General features: G+C 63.9%; 11 protein-coding genes. 4 read left to right on the forward strand and 7 right to left on the reverse strand.

Features of this window, described 5'->3' with window-relative positions:
* Positions 1–25 precede the first annotated feature (25 nt).
* On the forward strand, positions 26–2548 hold the full coding sequence (locus tag ACP7DW_RS05550) for an excinuclease ABC subunit A (RefSeq protein ID WP_426054255.1): 2523 nt from the start codon (positions 26–28) through the stop codon (positions 2546–2548).
* A gap of 108 nt (positions 2549–2656) precedes the next feature.
* Positions 2657–3547 carry a KPN_02809 family neutral zinc metallopeptidase gene (gene ypfJ / locus ACP7DW_RS05555; RefSeq protein ID WP_426054256.1) on the forward strand — a complete coding sequence of 297 codons (891 nt, stop codon included), beginning with the start codon at positions 2657–2659 and terminating at the stop codon, positions 3545–3547.
* Positions 3548–3594: 47 nt separating this feature from the next.
* On the opposite strand, the gene ACP7DW_RS05560 is transcribed toward ypfJ, so the two are convergent.
* The 5 genes from ACP7DW_RS05560 to ACP7DW_RS05580 form a co-directional block, all read right to left on the reverse strand.
* Positions 3595–4674, reverse strand: coding sequence for a TIGR03118 family protein (locus ACP7DW_RS05560; RefSeq protein ID WP_426054257.1), 1080 nt, complete (start codon positions 4672–4674; stop codon positions 3595–3597).
* Positions 4675–4782: 108 nt separating this feature from the next.
* Positions 4783–5544 (reverse strand): substrate-binding periplasmic protein, encoded by a 762-nt coding sequence (locus ACP7DW_RS05565; RefSeq protein WP_426054258.1) that lies wholly within the window; start codon positions 5542–5544, stop codon positions 4783–4785.
* Positions 5544–6410, reverse strand: a complete 867-nt coding sequence (gene nadC, locus ACP7DW_RS05570) for a carboxylating nicotinate-nucleotide diphosphorylase (protein WP_426054259.1) — start codon at positions 6408–6410, stop codon at positions 5544–5546. Before nadC ends, ACP7DW_RS05565 begins: the two co-directional genes overlap by 1 nt.
* On the reverse strand, positions 6407–7540 hold the full coding sequence (gene nadA / locus ACP7DW_RS05575) for a quinolinate synthase NadA (RefSeq protein WP_092604999.1): 1134 nt from the start codon (positions 7538–7540) through the stop codon (positions 6407–6409). The genes nadC and nadA overlap by 4 nt, the downstream gene beginning before the upstream one ends.
* Positions 7541–7773: 233 nt before the next feature.
* The gene (locus ACP7DW_RS05580; protein ID WP_071077220.1) at positions 7774–9372 is read right to left on the reverse strand and encodes an ABC-F family ATPase; all 1599 of its coding nucleotides are present in this window, start codon (positions 9370–9372) and stop codon (positions 7774–7776) included.
* 223 nt (positions 9373–9595) lie between these two features.
* On the opposite strand from ACP7DW_RS05580, the gene ACP7DW_RS05585 reads away from it, so the two are divergent.
* Both ACP7DW_RS05585 and ACP7DW_RS05590 read left to right on the forward strand, forming a co-directional pair.
* Positions 9596–10138 (forward strand): DUF2939 domain-containing protein, encoded by a 543-nt coding sequence (locus tag ACP7DW_RS05585; protein WP_426054260.1) that lies wholly within the window; start codon positions 9596–9598, stop codon positions 10136–10138.
* A 70-nt stretch (positions 10139–10208) separates the two neighbouring features.
* Positions 10209–10865 carry a hypothetical protein gene (locus tag ACP7DW_RS05590; RefSeq protein ID WP_426054261.1) on the forward strand — a complete coding sequence of 219 codons (657 nt, stop codon included), beginning with the start codon at positions 10209–10211 and terminating at the stop codon, positions 10863–10865.
* Positions 10866–10971: 106 nt separating this feature from the next.
* On the opposite strand, the gene ACP7DW_RS05595 is transcribed toward ACP7DW_RS05590, so the two are convergent.
* The gene (locus tag ACP7DW_RS05595; protein WP_099763664.1) at positions 10972–11664 is read right to left on the reverse strand and encodes a DUF3334 family protein; all 693 of its coding nucleotides are present in this window, start codon (positions 11662–11664) and stop codon (positions 10972–10974) included.
* 301 nt (positions 11665–11965) lie between these two features.
* Positions 11966–13591, reverse strand: coding sequence for a methyl-accepting chemotaxis protein (locus tag ACP7DW_RS05600; RefSeq protein ID WP_426054262.1), 1626 nt, complete (start codon positions 13589–13591; stop codon positions 11966–11968).
* Positions 13592–13681: the final 90 nt, after the last annotated feature.

The raw sequence follows: 13681 nt of genomic DNA on the forward strand, positions 1-13681 counted from the left end.
CCTTTTATAGCGATGAGGCCGCCCCATGTCCCGACAACAATCGTCCGCCGCTCCCCTTGCCGGCCATGTCAGCGTGCGCGGCGCGCGCGAACACAACCTCAAGAACGTGGACGTGGACATCCCGCGCGACGCGCTGGTGGTGTTTACGGGCGTGTCCGGCTCGGGCAAGTCCTCGCTGGCCTTCGGCACGCTGTATGCGGAAGCGCAGCGGCGCTACCTGGAATCGGTCTCGCCGTACGCGCGCCGCCTGTTCCACCAGATGGCCGTGCCCGAGGTGGACCGCATCGACGGCTTGCCACCCGCCGTGGCCTTGCAGCAGCAGCGCGGCGCGCCCAGCACGCGCTCGTCGGTCGGCAGCGTCACCACGGTGTCCAACCTGCTACGCATGCTGTATTCGCGCGCGGGCGACTATCCGAAGGGCCAGGCGCTGCTGTACGCGGAATCGTTCTCGCCCAATACGGCGGAAGGGGCCTGTCCCGCCTGCCACGGACTGGGCCGCGTGTATGCCGTCACGGAACGCTCGATGGTGCCGGACGACAGCCTGAGCATCCGCGAGCGGGCCGTCGCCGCCTGGCCCACGGCCTGGCATGGCCAGAATTTGCGCGACATCCTCACCTCACTGGGCCATGACGTCGATACGCCATGGCGCGCGCTGCCGCGGCAGCTGCGCGACTGGATCCTGTTTACGGACGAGCAGCCGGTGGTGCCCGTGTATGCGGGCCTGACGCCGCAGGAAACCCGCGCGGCGCTCAAGGCCAAGCTGCCGCCCAGCTACATGGGCACGTTCACCGGCGCGCGCAAGTACGTGCTGCAGACGTTCGCCAGCAGCCCCAGCGCGCAAATGAAAAAACGCGTGGCGCGCTACATGCTGGGCGCCGACTGTTCCCTGTGCCACGGCAAGCGCCTGCGCCCTGAGTCGCTGAGCGTGCGCTTCGCCGGCCTCGATATCGCGGACATGTCGCGCCTCAGCCTGGCGGAGCTGGCGGCCCTGATGGTGCCCTACGCGGACGGCAAGGCCAGGCTGCGCGATGGCAAGCGGCACCCGGAAAAGGCCATCGTCGCGCAGCGCATCGCGCAAGACCTGGGAGCCCGCCTGGAGGTGCTGCTGGACCTGGGCCTGGGCTACCTGAGCCTCGAGCGCGGCACGCCCACGCTGTCGCCGGGGGAATTGCAGCGCCTGCGGCTGGCCACGCAGGTGCGCTCCAGCCTGTTTGGCGTCGTCTATGTGCTCGACGAGCCGTCGGCGGGCCTGCACCCGGCCGATACGCAGGCGCTGCTGCGCGCGCTGGCGCGTCTGAAGGCGGCCGGCAACTCGCTGTTTGTCGTCGAACACGACCTGGACGTCATCGCCAAAGCGGACTGGATCGTCGACGTGGGTCCGCATGCAGGCGAGCATGGCGGGAAAATCCTCTACAGCGGAGCGCCCGCAGGCTTGCGCGCCGTGGCGCAGTCGCAGACGCGGCGCTACCTGTTCGAGCAGGAAGCGGCGCCGCGACGCACGCCCCGCGCGCCCGCCGGCTGGCTGGAGGTCGCCGGCGTGACGCGCAACAACCTGCGCAGCCTCGATGCGCGCTTTCCCCTGGGCGTGCTGTGCAGCGTCTCGGGCGTGTCCGGCTCGGGCAAGTCCACGCTCGTCAGCCAGGCGCTGGTGGAACTGGTGAGCGCCGCCCTGGGCCAGGGCACGGCAACGGACGAGATCGACGAGGCGCCGCTGGCGCAGATGGCGGCGCCCACGGGCGGGCGCATCGCCGGCGGCCTGGAAGCCATCGGCCGCCTCGTGACGGTGGACCAGAAAGCCATCGGCCGCACGCCCCGCTCCAACCTGGCGACCTACACGGGCTTGTTCGACCACGTGCGCAAGCTGTTTGCCGCCACGCCGGCCGCCAGGCGCCGGCATTTCGACGCGGGGCGCTTTTCCTTCAACCTCGGCAAGGGCCGCTGCGCCAACTGCGAAGGCGAAGGACAAGTCATGGTGGAACTGCTGTTCCTGCCCAGCGTCTATACGCCCTGCCCCGTGTGCCACGGCACGCGCTATAACGCGGAAACGTTAACCGTCGATTACCGGGGCAAGGATATCGCGCAAGTGCTGCGACTGACGGTCGACGATGCGCTGGCCTTCTTCGCGGGCGAGGCGGCCCTGGAGCGCCCCTTATCCGTGCTGGCCGACGTGGGCCTGGGCTATTTGCGGCTGGGCCAGTCGGCCACGGAACTGTCGGGCGGCGAAGCGCAGCGGGTCAAGCTGGCCACGGAGCTGCAGCGCCCCCAGCGGGGCGACACCCTGTACATCCTCGACGAGCCCACGACGGGCCTGCACCCGGCCGACATCGACCGCCTCCTGGCCCAGCTCGATACCCTGGTGGCTGGCGGCAACACCGTCATCACCGTCGAGCACGACATGCGCGTGCTGGCGGCCAGCGACTGGATCATCGACATCGGCCCCGGTGCGGGCGACGACGGCGGCGTCATCGTGGCCAGCGGCACGCCGGCGCAGGTGGCGAAAACACGGGCCAGCCGCACGGCGCCCTTCCTGAAAATAGCCCTGCGATAAGCCTGTGCGCAGCCACGTTTGCTGAGATAATCACGACACATAGTTACAAAAACAGCCGCAGCGTCTTATGCGGCATCAATAAAAATCATTGCAGCAGGAGTAAAGATCATGAAATGGGAAGGCAACCGCGAAAGCGACAATGTGGAAGACCGCCGTGGCGAAGACGGTGGTGGTGGTGGGGGCGGCGGCTTCGGTTTCGGCGGGCGCTCGATCGGCATCGGCACCATCGTCATCGCCCTGGTCGGCTCGTATGTGCTGGGCGTCAATCCCTTGACCTTGCTCAATCTGCTCAGCGGCGGTGGCGGCCAGGTCAGCACCCAGCAAAGCCAGGCGCCCGCGCGCCAGCCACCCGAATCGGACGAGATGGCCCGCTTCGTGAAAACCGTGCTGGCCGATACGGAAGACACCTGGAGCGCCCTGTTCAAGGCCGAAGGCGGCAGCTATGTGCAACCCAAGCTGGTGCTGTTCTCGGGCAGCACGCCGACCGCGTGCGGCACGGGCCAGAGCGCCAGCGGGCCGTTTTACTGCCCCGGCGACCAGAAAGTCTACCTGGACCTCGATTTCTTCAAGCTGATGCAGCAGCGCTTCAAGGTCTCGGGCGAATTTGCCGAAGCCTACGTGATCGCGCATGAAGTGGGCCACCACGTGCAAAACCTGCTGGGCCTGTCCGAAAAAGTCGACAATGCGCGGCGCACGGCCTCGGAGCGCCAGGCCAATGCCATGTCCGTGCGCCTGGAGTTGCAGGCCGACTGCTTTGCCGGCGTGTGGGCGTATCACGCCAACGCCGACCGCAAGATCCTGGAACAGGGCGACGTGGAGGCGGCCCTGAAGGCGGCCACGGCCATCGGCGACGATGCGCTGCAGCGCCAGTCGCAAGGCCATGTCGTGCCCGATTCATTTACACACGGCACCTCGGAGCAGCGCGTACGCTGGTTCAGCAAGGGCATCGAAAGCGGCCAGATTGCCCAGTGCAATACGTTTGAGGCGCGCCAGCTGTAAGCATGACCAGTCCCCGTGCCGCCCGCGGGCACACGGGGACGTGCCTCCTACTGCAAATCGATGCGCCCGTATTGCCCATGCGTCTCATCATCCGGCCCTGCCGCATAAAACAGCGTATTGACGGGCTGGCTGTTGAGGCCATTGCCGAAGGCGATGCCCCACAGGCCATCGATCACCAGCGGCGTGCCATCGGCCTTGCGCAGCGGACCGCCGGCGGCGCCCGTGGACGGGTCATAGGCGTTGATCTTGCCGTCACCGAAATTCCCCACTAACAACATATTGCTGGCACTGCCAAAATCGGCCGGTGCCAGCGCCATGCCCCAGGGCGCATTCAGGGCGCCGCCGCTCACCAGCCGCTTGATCAATGTGCCGCCCGTGTCATACACATTGACGATACCGAGGCCGGCGCCAGCCTCTTCATCGTCGCCGCTCGCCTCCCGCTTCGCGTACGCGACAAAGATGCGTTCGCCGCTGGCCTGGATGCCGAACGGCGCATAGCCGGCCGGCAAACCGGGGTCGCTGAACGCGCCGGGCAAGCTGACCCTGGCGAAATTGGCATCGAAGACGTCGACGCGCCCGTTGTGGAAATCGGCCGCATACAGATAATTGGCGTTCGCATAACGCGAGATGGCCAGGCCCTTGTAGACGCTGCCGCCGGCGCTGCCGTCGAACACGACCACGGCCGTCGTCGGGCTGACCGTGGGCGACCAGGCGGAAATGCTGCCGCTTTCGCTGGCGAAGATGAAGGGACTGGGCGCCGTCACGCCGTTCTGGCTCAGCTTGAAGTCCTGCGTGCCGTTGAACACGATACCGGTCGGCCCCGCCGGCGTGCTGACCACCAGTGATTGCGGCACGCCGTTGCCGTCATACAAGGTGGACTTCGCCGTGCCATTCGCCACCACCCAGACGAAGCCGCGTGGATTGAAGGCCACGCCCCAGCCGTTGACGAGGTTGGGGTCCGTGTGCGCGGCCGGCAAGGCGGGCCTGTCCGACACGAGGCTGGTAGCCGCATAGGTGCTCGCGGCCGGCGGGTGGTGATGATGGCCTCCCCCGCAGGCAAACAGGGCCGCGGCCAGCGCCGCGGCGAAGCAGGCGCAAACGACCTGCTGAATGGTATGCGTTTTCATGGCGTTCCCCTTCTGCGTGTGGGCAGCGTTGCGCTGCCTGTCATCAGGGTATAACCGGTCCTGGCCGGATGCTTGCGGCGCGTCAAACGCCGTAAAGATACGGCAGTATCAGGGCACGCCGACGTCGTAGCGCTTGCCCAGCCGTTTCAGTTCGCCCGTCTCGATCAGGTTATTCAATTCCTGATCGAACTGCAGGCGCAGCTTGTCGAAGGTCGGTGAACGGGGGAAGGCGAAATAGCCATTCTGTACGTCGATGACCTTGGGTAATGGTTTCACCTGGCGCCCATAGCCGAGGCGGACAATCACGGGGTCGGTATTGCGGCGGTTGCTGACGAACACGTCGACGTGGTTGTGCACCAGCATCTTCAAGCCATTTTCCACGTTGTTCGCCACGCTGACCTGCAAGCCGGGCCGCATGCGCTCCCACTCCGCGCCATACGCCCAGCCGTTGAGCAGCACCACCCTGCGGCTCTTCAGCACCGCGTAGTCGCCATCCCAGCCGAAACTGGCGTCCTGCCGCGTATAAAAGACCATCTGGTCCTGGTAAAACGGCTTGTCGGAAAACCCCATGCTGGCGATACGCTCGGGCGTCTTGTACGGGCCGATCAAGATATCGGCCTGGCCCTGCACCAGCATGGCTTGCGCGCGCGCCCATGGCACCATGCGAAAACGCACGGTATGACCCGTGCGCGCCGCCATCAGGCGCAGCAGTTCCGCGCCCAGGCCGCCATACTCGCCACTGCTTTGATACTCGAACACGCGCTCGAACTGCGCGCCCACGGCCAGCAGCTCCCGGGCTGGCGCCTGCGATGGCACAAGCAACACGGGCCACAGCAGCGCCAAGGCCAGCAGGCGCCGCCCGGTTCGCATCAGCCGACGATGCGCAAGGAGTAATCGGTGGCCCGCACGTCCTTGGTCAGGCTGCCGATCGAGATGCGGTCCACGCCCGTTTCGGCAATCGCCCGCACGGTATCGGCATGGATGCCGCCCGACGCTTCCAGCAAGGCGCGGCCGTTGGTGAGGGCTACGGCTGCGCGCAGCATGTCGTTGCTGAAGTTATCGAGCAGCACCGAAACGGCGCCCGCGTCCAGCGCTTCCTGCAATTGCGCCAGGGTTTCCACCTCGATCTGCACGGGCACGCCCGCGTCGAGGTTGCGCGCGTTTTCCAGGGCCTGGCTGACGCCGCCCGCCGCCGCGATATGGTTTTCCTTGATCAGGATGCCGTCGTACAGGGCCAGGCGCTGGTTCTTGCCGCCGCCGACGCGCACCGCATACTTTTGCGCCAGGCGCAGGCCCGGCAGGGTCTTGCGCGTATCGAGAATGGACGCTTTCGTGCCGGCGACCACATCGACATAGCGGCGCGTGGCGGTGGCCACGGCCGACAGCAGTTGCAGGAAATTTAGGGCGCTGCGCTCGGCCGTGAGCAAGGCGCGCGCCGGCGCCTCGATCGTGCAGACAACGCTGTCGGCCGTCATCATGTCGCCTTCGGCGTAATGCCAAACGATGTCGATGCTGCGGTCCAGGCTTTTCATGATGCCTTCGAACCACGGCGCGCCGCACAACACGGCCGCTTCGCGCACGATGACTCTAGCCGTGACGATATGGTCGGGCGGCACCAGCTCGCCCGTCAGGTCGCACTGGCCCACGTCTTCCAGCAAGGCGGCCAGCAGATTGCCTTCGAACGCGCGCGCCAGGGCCGGATCGAAGGGAGCGAAAGAATTAACGAGGGTACTCATGCTGGACCGATTCCTTGGAACAATGTGGTTTCTTTTGCCAGGTCCGCACCCGGCTTCAGGCCCGCCTTCTTGGCGGCGGCGAAGTCGAGCATGCGATTGATCGAACGCACGGCCAGCTGGCCGACGGCGGGATCGACGTGGATTTCGTTGTGCATGTTTTCCAGCGTTTCCGCCAGGTTCAGCAAGCCGTTCATGGCCATCCACGGGCAGTGCGCGCAGCTCTTGCAGGTGGCGCTGTTGCCGGCCGTGGGCGCTTCGATGAAACGCTTGCCCGGCGCGGCCGCGCGCATCTTGTGCAGGATGCCGTTGTCGGTGGCGACAATAAACGTGTCCGTATCCATGGTTTGCGCTGCCGCAATCATTTGCGACGTCGAGCCCACCATGTCGGCCAGCGCCACCACGTTGGCGGGCGACTCCGGATGCACGAGCACCTTGGCTTGCGGATACTCTTCCTTGAGCAAATCGAGTTCGATGCCCTTGAATTCGTCGTGCACAAGGCAGCTGCCCTGCCACAGCAGCATGTCGGCGCCCGTCTGCTTCTGGATGTACGAGCCCAGATGTTTATCCGGTGCCCAGAGGATTTTCTTGCCCTGCGCATGCAGGTGGGCGACGATGTCGAGGCCGATCGACGAGGTCACCATCCAGTCGGCGCGCGCCTTGACGGCGGCGCTGGTGTTGGCGTAGACGACGACCGTGCGGTCCGGATGGGCGTCGCAGAAGGCCGTGAATTCGTCCACCGGGCAGCCCAGGTCGAGCGAACAGGTCGCGTCGAGGTCGGGCATCAGCACGGTTTTCTCGGGACTGAGGATCTTGGCCGTTTCGCCCATGAAGCGCACGCCGGCCACGACCAGGGTCTTGGCCGGATGGTCGCGCCCGAAACGGGCCATTTCCAGGGAATCGGAGACGCAGCCGCCCGTGGCTTCGGCCAGGTCTTGCAGGTCAGCATCAACGTAATAGTGGGCAACGAGCACGGCTTCGCGCTCGATCAGCAGGCGCTTGATGCGCGTGATCAGTTCGGCTTTTTCAGCCGGGGAAGGCGTCGCTGGCGTGCGTGCCCAGGCGTGGGCAGTGCAGCTGGCTCCGTCTTGGGGATGTTCATACTCGACGGACTTGATGGCTAAAGTTTGCATGGCTGTGTCAAACAAAAACGGGATAGACCGGCACGAACGCAATGAAGCTGGGGCGCCGGAACGAAAGGACCGCGGCGCGTCGGTGTGGTGCTGGCGGTTGGCGTTGCAGCTGGCATTGTAATGTCGGATTACGCTACGCTAATCCGACCTACGCGACCAACCCAGTCAACTCACTGTGACGTAGGTCGGATTAGCGCACAGCGCGTAATCCGACGAAACGTTACCCTACATAATTAATCAATCCCTTGGCTTCTGAGGTAATCCTCATAGTTGCCGCGGTAATCGACCACTTCATCTTCCTTGATCTCGATGATGCGGTTGGCCAGCGAGGACACGAATTCGCGGTCATGCGAGACGAAGATCAGGGTGCCCGCGTATTTTTCCAGCGCGATGTTCAGCGACTCGATCGATTCCATGTCCATGTGGTTGGTCGGCTCATCGAGCATCAGCACGTTGTGGCGGCCCAGCATCAGCTTGCCGTACATCATGCGGCCTTTTTCACCACCGGACAACACCTTGACGGCTTTTTTCACATCGTCGCCGCCGAACAGCAGGCGGCCCAGGATGGAACGCACAGCCTGGTCATCGTCGCCCTCTTTCGTCCACTGGCCGATCCAGTCGGTCAGGTTCGTGTCCTTGGCGAAATCTTCCGTCGGATCTTGCGGCATGTAGCCGACATTGGCGTTTTCCGCCCACTTCACGCGGCCCTGGTCCGGCTGCAGGCCGGCGATGTCGCCCGCGATGCAACGCAGCATGGTGGTCTTGCCGGCGCCGTTGGCGCCGATGATGGCGATGCGTTCGCCCGCTTCGACCATGATGCTGAAATTCTTGAACAGCTGGCGATCGAAGCCTTTCGAGATGTTCTCGACTTCCACGGCCAGACGGTGCAATTTCTTTTCGCCGTCGAAACGCACGAACGGATAGGCACGCGACGATGGCTTGATGTCGTCGACCTTGATCTTTTCGATCTGCTTGGCGCGCGACGTCGCCTGGCGCGCCTTCGACTTGTTGGCGGCGAAGCGGCGCACGAATTCCTGCAGCTCGGCAACCTTGTCTTTCGCTTTCGCGTTGTTGGCCAGCTGCTGGTTGCGCGCCTGGGTCGAGGCGAACATGTATTCGTCGTAGTTGCCCGGGTAAATCTTCAGGGTGCCGTAGTCCATGTCGGCCACGTGGGTGCAGACCTGGTTCAGGAAGTGGCGATCATGGGAAATGATGATCATGGTGGAGTTGCGCTCGTTGAGCACGTCTTCCAGCCAGCGAATCGTGTTGATGTCCAGGTTATTCGTCGGCTCGTCGAGCAGCAGGATGTCCGGATTCGAGAACAGCGCCTGCGCCAGCAGCACGCGCAGCTTCCAGCCTGGCGAGACATTGCTCATCGGGCCTTGATGCAGCTCGATGGCGACACCGGCGCCCAGCAGCAGTTCGCCCGCGCGCGATTCGGCCGTGTAGCCGTCGTATTCGGACACTTTGCCTTCCAGATCGGCCGCCTGCATGTAGTCGTCGTCGGTCGCTTCCGGGTTCGCGTAGATCGCGTCGCGTTGCTGGATGGCGGCCCACATTTCCGTGTGGCCCATCATGACCACGTCGAGCACGCGCATGTCTTCAAACGCGAACTGGTCCTGGCGCAGCTTGCCCAGGCGCTCGTTGGTATCGAGCATGACATTGCCGCCCGACGGGTCCAGGTCGCCGCCCAGGATCTTCATGAACGTCGACTTGCCGCAGCCGTTGGCGCCGATCAAGCCATAGCGGTTGCCGTCGCCGAACTTGACGGAGATATTCTCAAACAATGGCTTGGCGCCAAACTGCATCGTAATATTTGCGGTTGATAGCATGTGATATTGGGTCTTTATTCAGTTAAAACAGCTAGTTAAGTACTTTTCTCCCATTATACAGCACCCATCCTCTTCCACTCCATAGTGGCCCTGCGAGAGCACCTTGAGCAAATGCGGAAAAATACAGGCAGCAGATGATGGCAAGAAAATACCATTGCCGCAGTTCCATTTAGCGGATACCCTGCGTGGCATCCGTCTCCACTCACCACCTCGCAGGCATCACTTGAAAAAAATCACCCTCGCCGCCGCCGTGGCCGTCATTGCCGTCGCCGCCACCGCCTACGCTTCGCCGTACTACGCCTTGCACCAGATCAAGACCGCGCTGGCCGAACGCAACGCCGAGGCCCTGGCCGCACACGTGGACTTCCCCGCCCTGCGCGCCAGCGTCAAGACGCAGCTGGAGGCCAGCATGGCGCGCAGCATCGAGGCGACAGCCGGCAGCGGCAACCCGCTGGCCGCCCTGGGCCAGTCGATCGCCAGCGCCATGCTGGGCAAGATGGTCGACACCATGGTCTCGCCCGCAGGCGTCGTCGCGCTGGTCAACAAAAGCGCCGTCAGCCCGCAAGCGAGCGACACGGCAGATGCGCCGGCCGATGGCGCACGGAAGAAGGCCGACTATGCGGCAGGCTATGCCGGCGTAAACACCTTCGTCGTGCGCGCCAAGGATGGCCATGCGCAGGAAGGCGAACTGGTCCTGCTGCGCCATGGCGTATGGAGCTGGAAACTGAGTTCGATCGAGATTGCGTCGGCGATGGCCGCACGGTAGCAAGGTGCGCGCATGCGCAAGCAATCTGGGACACAATGCGTGTCACTTGTAGCAAATCGCAGGAGATTTCATGCTGACACACGCGGCCTTATCGCTGGCCATGGCCCTCGCCAGCGCCGCGCCATTCGCCCACGCCCTCGATGGCACAGCCGGGAGCAGCCACTCTGTTGCCGCGCGCATGCAGGCGGAAACGTCCAGCGCCGCCGACCCGGACGCCCCCGCGCCGCTGCCCGTGCCCAGCGACATTTCGCTGGCCGAACTGCAGCGCCGCTGGGCGCTGGGACAGGCGCAGGCCGCCGAAAAACACTTGAGCAGCGCGCTCGACCCGGCCGCGCTGACGGCCCTGGCGCAGCAGATGGAATGCATCGATATCGTCGGCGTGCAAGCGTATGGCTTCCCGCTCGATCAGGCGCAGCCCACCGTACTGAGCGGCGCGCACCTGCTGGCGCGCTGCCCGGACAGGGCCTACGTAACGATCACGGCGATGTCGATGGCGGGCAAGACTGGCAAGCGCGTCACGATGTCGCCGCAGTCATTCAAGCAGACGGTCGATGGCAGGCCCGCGCGGCGCCTGTATTACAAGGCGCCCAACGGCCGCCAGAAGGAAACGCTGACCATCATCGATGGCAGTTATGTGTATGCGCTTGAGTACTGGTCGCTCGATGACAGCCAGCAGAGCGGCATGGTCGGCAGGCGCCGCATGGAAACATTGACGTTTCCACAATAGCAGGGGAAGTGATCTTGCAGGGACGCGCCCGGAGCAAAGCCTTGTCGGCTGTAAACGGCAGCGGCCGGCGGCAAAGATGCCGCCGGCCACGTTCAGATACAGTGGCTTACATGCCCAGCGACTTGAGCAGGTCGGCGTTGTCGTCGTCTTCCGGTTCCACTGCAGGCGCCGGGGCAGCGCCGCGTTCGCGGTTCGCGTATTCCGTATCCATCAGCGAATCGGCATCGACTTCGCGCGAATCGAAATCGTGCAGCTTGATGAACTCGGTACGGTCGATCGCCAGTTCCAGATAGAAAATGTTGTTCTTTTCCGTGTAGAAGGTGACGCGACGCATTTCCGGGCGGTCCAGCGGCGTATCGACGCTGAGCATCACCTGCTTGTTCAGCACCAGCATCTTCGGCTGGCTCTGGGTGATATTCGTTTGCAGTTCGCGGCGCACCTTGCCCGTGAAGTCGCCCACGATCTGGTTCATCAGTTCGCCCATGATGTTCGACACTTCATCGGACGTGTAGAAATTGGCCAGTTCCGACTTCGGCATACCCATGTGCAACATGTAGCGCTCGTAGATTTCCATCGCCGTATCGGCGGCAAAATTGAGCACCACCAGACCCGTGAAACCACCATCGAACATCACGAAGCAACCGATGTCCGGCTTCAGGCCGGTCTTGGTGATGCGCTGCACCATGCCTGAGTAATTGACTCTACTTTGCGTTGCAACGTTGAGCACCCGAACCACCGAGTTGCACAAACTCATCAACAAATCTTCTGTACCGTACACAACATCCTTTTCTGCATCCATGAGCAACCTCTCCTACTATTTTAAAGATGACAGCACTGTTTCCCTGCCCGTTGCGAGCCGAAATACGACCGTTTCGCTCAGCAAGCGGGCGACTTCACCTTTGCATGCCTGACCTTGCCTGACCGTGCGAGCCGCCTTGCCGCCAGCACGAACCGCCCTCTTACTTTTTTCTGTATAGAAATAAGTATCAGATGCGCAGAATACCCAGATGTAACATTTCCGTCCAGCCATACCTGCATTTACTTGATGATCTGTGCGGAAATGTCATGCGCCGCCGCCTGCGGCGCCACGCCACAGGTGCCTAGCCGCGCATGGTCAAGGCCAGGGGCCGATGCCCGGCTGGCCGTGCCACACCGGTCTGCGTGGCCGATGGCGCGTCCTTCAGGCGAAACACTTGCACGGCGTGCGACAGCTGCGCCGCCTGATCCTGCATGGCATTGGCCGCTGCCGCCGCCTCTTCGACCAGAGCCGCATTTTGCTGCGTCACCTGGTCCATCTGGCTGATGGCTTCATTCACCTGCTCGATGCCGAGGCGCTGCTCTTCGCTCGCATCCGTGATCTCGCCGATGATGGCGCTCAGGCGCTGGACGCTATCGACCACCTCCTGCATGGTGGCACCGGCCTGGTCGACCAGCTTGCTGCCCGTGCCCACCTTCTCCACCGAATCATCGATCAAGCCCTTGATTTCCTTGGCGGCGCTGGCCGAACGCTGGGCCAGGTTGCGCACTTCCGTGGCCACCACGGCAAAACCGCGTCCCTGTTCGCCCGCGCGGGCGGCCTCCACGGCGGCATTCAGGGCCAGAATATTCGTCTGAAAGGCGATGCCGTCGATCACGCCGATGATATCGGCAATCTTGCGCGAGGAAGCATTGATCGAACCCATGGTCTGCACCACTTCGGATACCACCGCGCCGCCCTTGACGGCCACGGTCGACGCCGCCGACGCCAGCGAGCGCGCCGCCAGCGCATTGTCCGCATTCTGCTTGACGGCCGCCGTCAGCTCTTCCATCGACGACGCCGTTTCTTCCAGCGAGCTGGCCTGCTGTTCCGTGCGCGACGACAGGTCCATATTGCCTGCCGCAATCTGGCTCGACGCCGTGGCGATCGTCTCCGTGCCGCCGCGCACCTCGCCCACGATGCGCACCAGCGCGGCATTCATGTCGCGCAGGGCCGCCATCAATTCTCCCGTTTCATCCTGCGAACGCACGACGATGTCGCTGCCAAGGTCGCCCTGCGCCACGCGCTGGGCCAGCGCCACGGCTTCGGCCAGCGGCACGGTGATATTCCGCGTCAACAAGATGGCCAGGACTGCCGCCAGCACGACGGCGGCGGCGCCCCCGCCCAGCAGCACCACATTGGTGCGCCATTTCAGCGCGGCCGCCTCATCGGCGCGTTGCGCCAGCAGCATACTTTCCGTCTTGCCTATGTCCGCCAGCAACACACGCATCGCATCCATGGCCGCCTTGCCCTTGCCTGCCTGCTCGGCCGCGACGACCGCTTCGAGGCTGCCATCGGCCGCCGCCGCGCGGCGCAGGGCGATCACGGGATCGATGGCGCTCGCTTGCCATTGCCGTCGTGTCTGCTCGAGCGCCGCCAGGCGCTCCTGCTGCGCCGGATTGTCCGCCGTCAGGGCGCGGATCTTCTGCAAGTGCTCACCAAAACTGCGCTGACCCAGGGCCATCGGCTCCAGCGAGCCATCCTTGCCGGTGAGGGCGAAGCCGCGCTGGCCCGTTTCGATATTGATCAGGCTTTCCAGCAGGCCACTGGCCTCCCCCAGCACTTCGTAGGTATGCACGTTCAAGCCGTTGGCGACGCCGAGCCGCGCCAAATTCGCTTGTGCGGAAGCGACCAGGATCGCCAGCACGGCGACGACGGCGCCGAAGGCCAGGTACAGGCGGGTGCCGATCTTTAAGTTGGACAATGCCATAGTGATTCTCCATTCAGGTGGCGCGAGATGAAAATGTTGTCCAGGACAAACATCGGACCATCATCATAGCGATAAAAATGGAAACATTAG

The organism is Janthinobacterium sp. PSRC1-1 (assembly GCF_049897525.1).
Taxonomy (GTDB): Bacteria; Pseudomonadota; Gammaproteobacteria; order Burkholderiales; family Burkholderiaceae_D; genus Janthinobacterium; species Janthinobacterium tructae.

Excerpts from the sequence above, each read along its gene's own strand:
- nadC (WP_426054259.1), bottom strand. The coding sequence starts at position 6,410 with ATGAGTACCCTCGTTAATTCTTTCGCTCCCTTCGATCCGGCCCTGGCG.
- nadA (WP_092604999.1), bottom strand. The coding sequence starts at position 7,540 with ATGCAAACTTTAGCCATCAAGTCCGTCGAGTATGAACATCCCCAAGAC.
- ACP7DW_RS05550 (WP_426054255.1), top strand. The coding sequence starts at position 26 with ATGTCCCGACAACAATCGTCCGCCGCTCCCCTTGCCGGCCATGTCAGC.
- ACP7DW_RS05580 (WP_071077220.1), bottom strand. The coding sequence starts at position 9,372 with ATGCTATCAACCGCAAATATTACGATGCAGTTTGGCGCCAAGCCATTG.
- ypfJ (WP_426054256.1), top strand. The coding sequence starts at position 2,657 with ATGAAATGGGAAGGCAACCGCGAAAGCGACAATGTGGAAGACCGCCGT.
- ACP7DW_RS05560 (WP_426054257.1), bottom strand. The coding sequence starts at position 4,674 with ATGAAAACGCATACCATTCAGCAGGTCGTTTGCGCCTGCTTCGCCGCG.
- ACP7DW_RS05590 (WP_426054261.1), top strand. The coding sequence starts at position 10,209 with ATGCTGACACACGCGGCCTTATCGCTGGCCATGGCCCTCGCCAGCGCC.
- ACP7DW_RS05565 (WP_426054258.1), bottom strand. The coding sequence starts at position 5,544 with ATGCGAACCGGGCGGCGCCTGCTGGCCTTGGCGCTGCTGTGGCCCGTG.
- ACP7DW_RS05600 (WP_426054262.1), bottom strand. The coding sequence starts at position 13,591 with ATGGCATTGTCCAACTTAAAGATCGGCACCCGCCTGTACCTGGCCTTC.
- ACP7DW_RS05595 (WP_099763664.1), bottom strand. The coding sequence starts at position 11,664 with ATGGATGCAGAAAAGGATGTTGTGTACGGTACAGAAGATTTGTTGATG.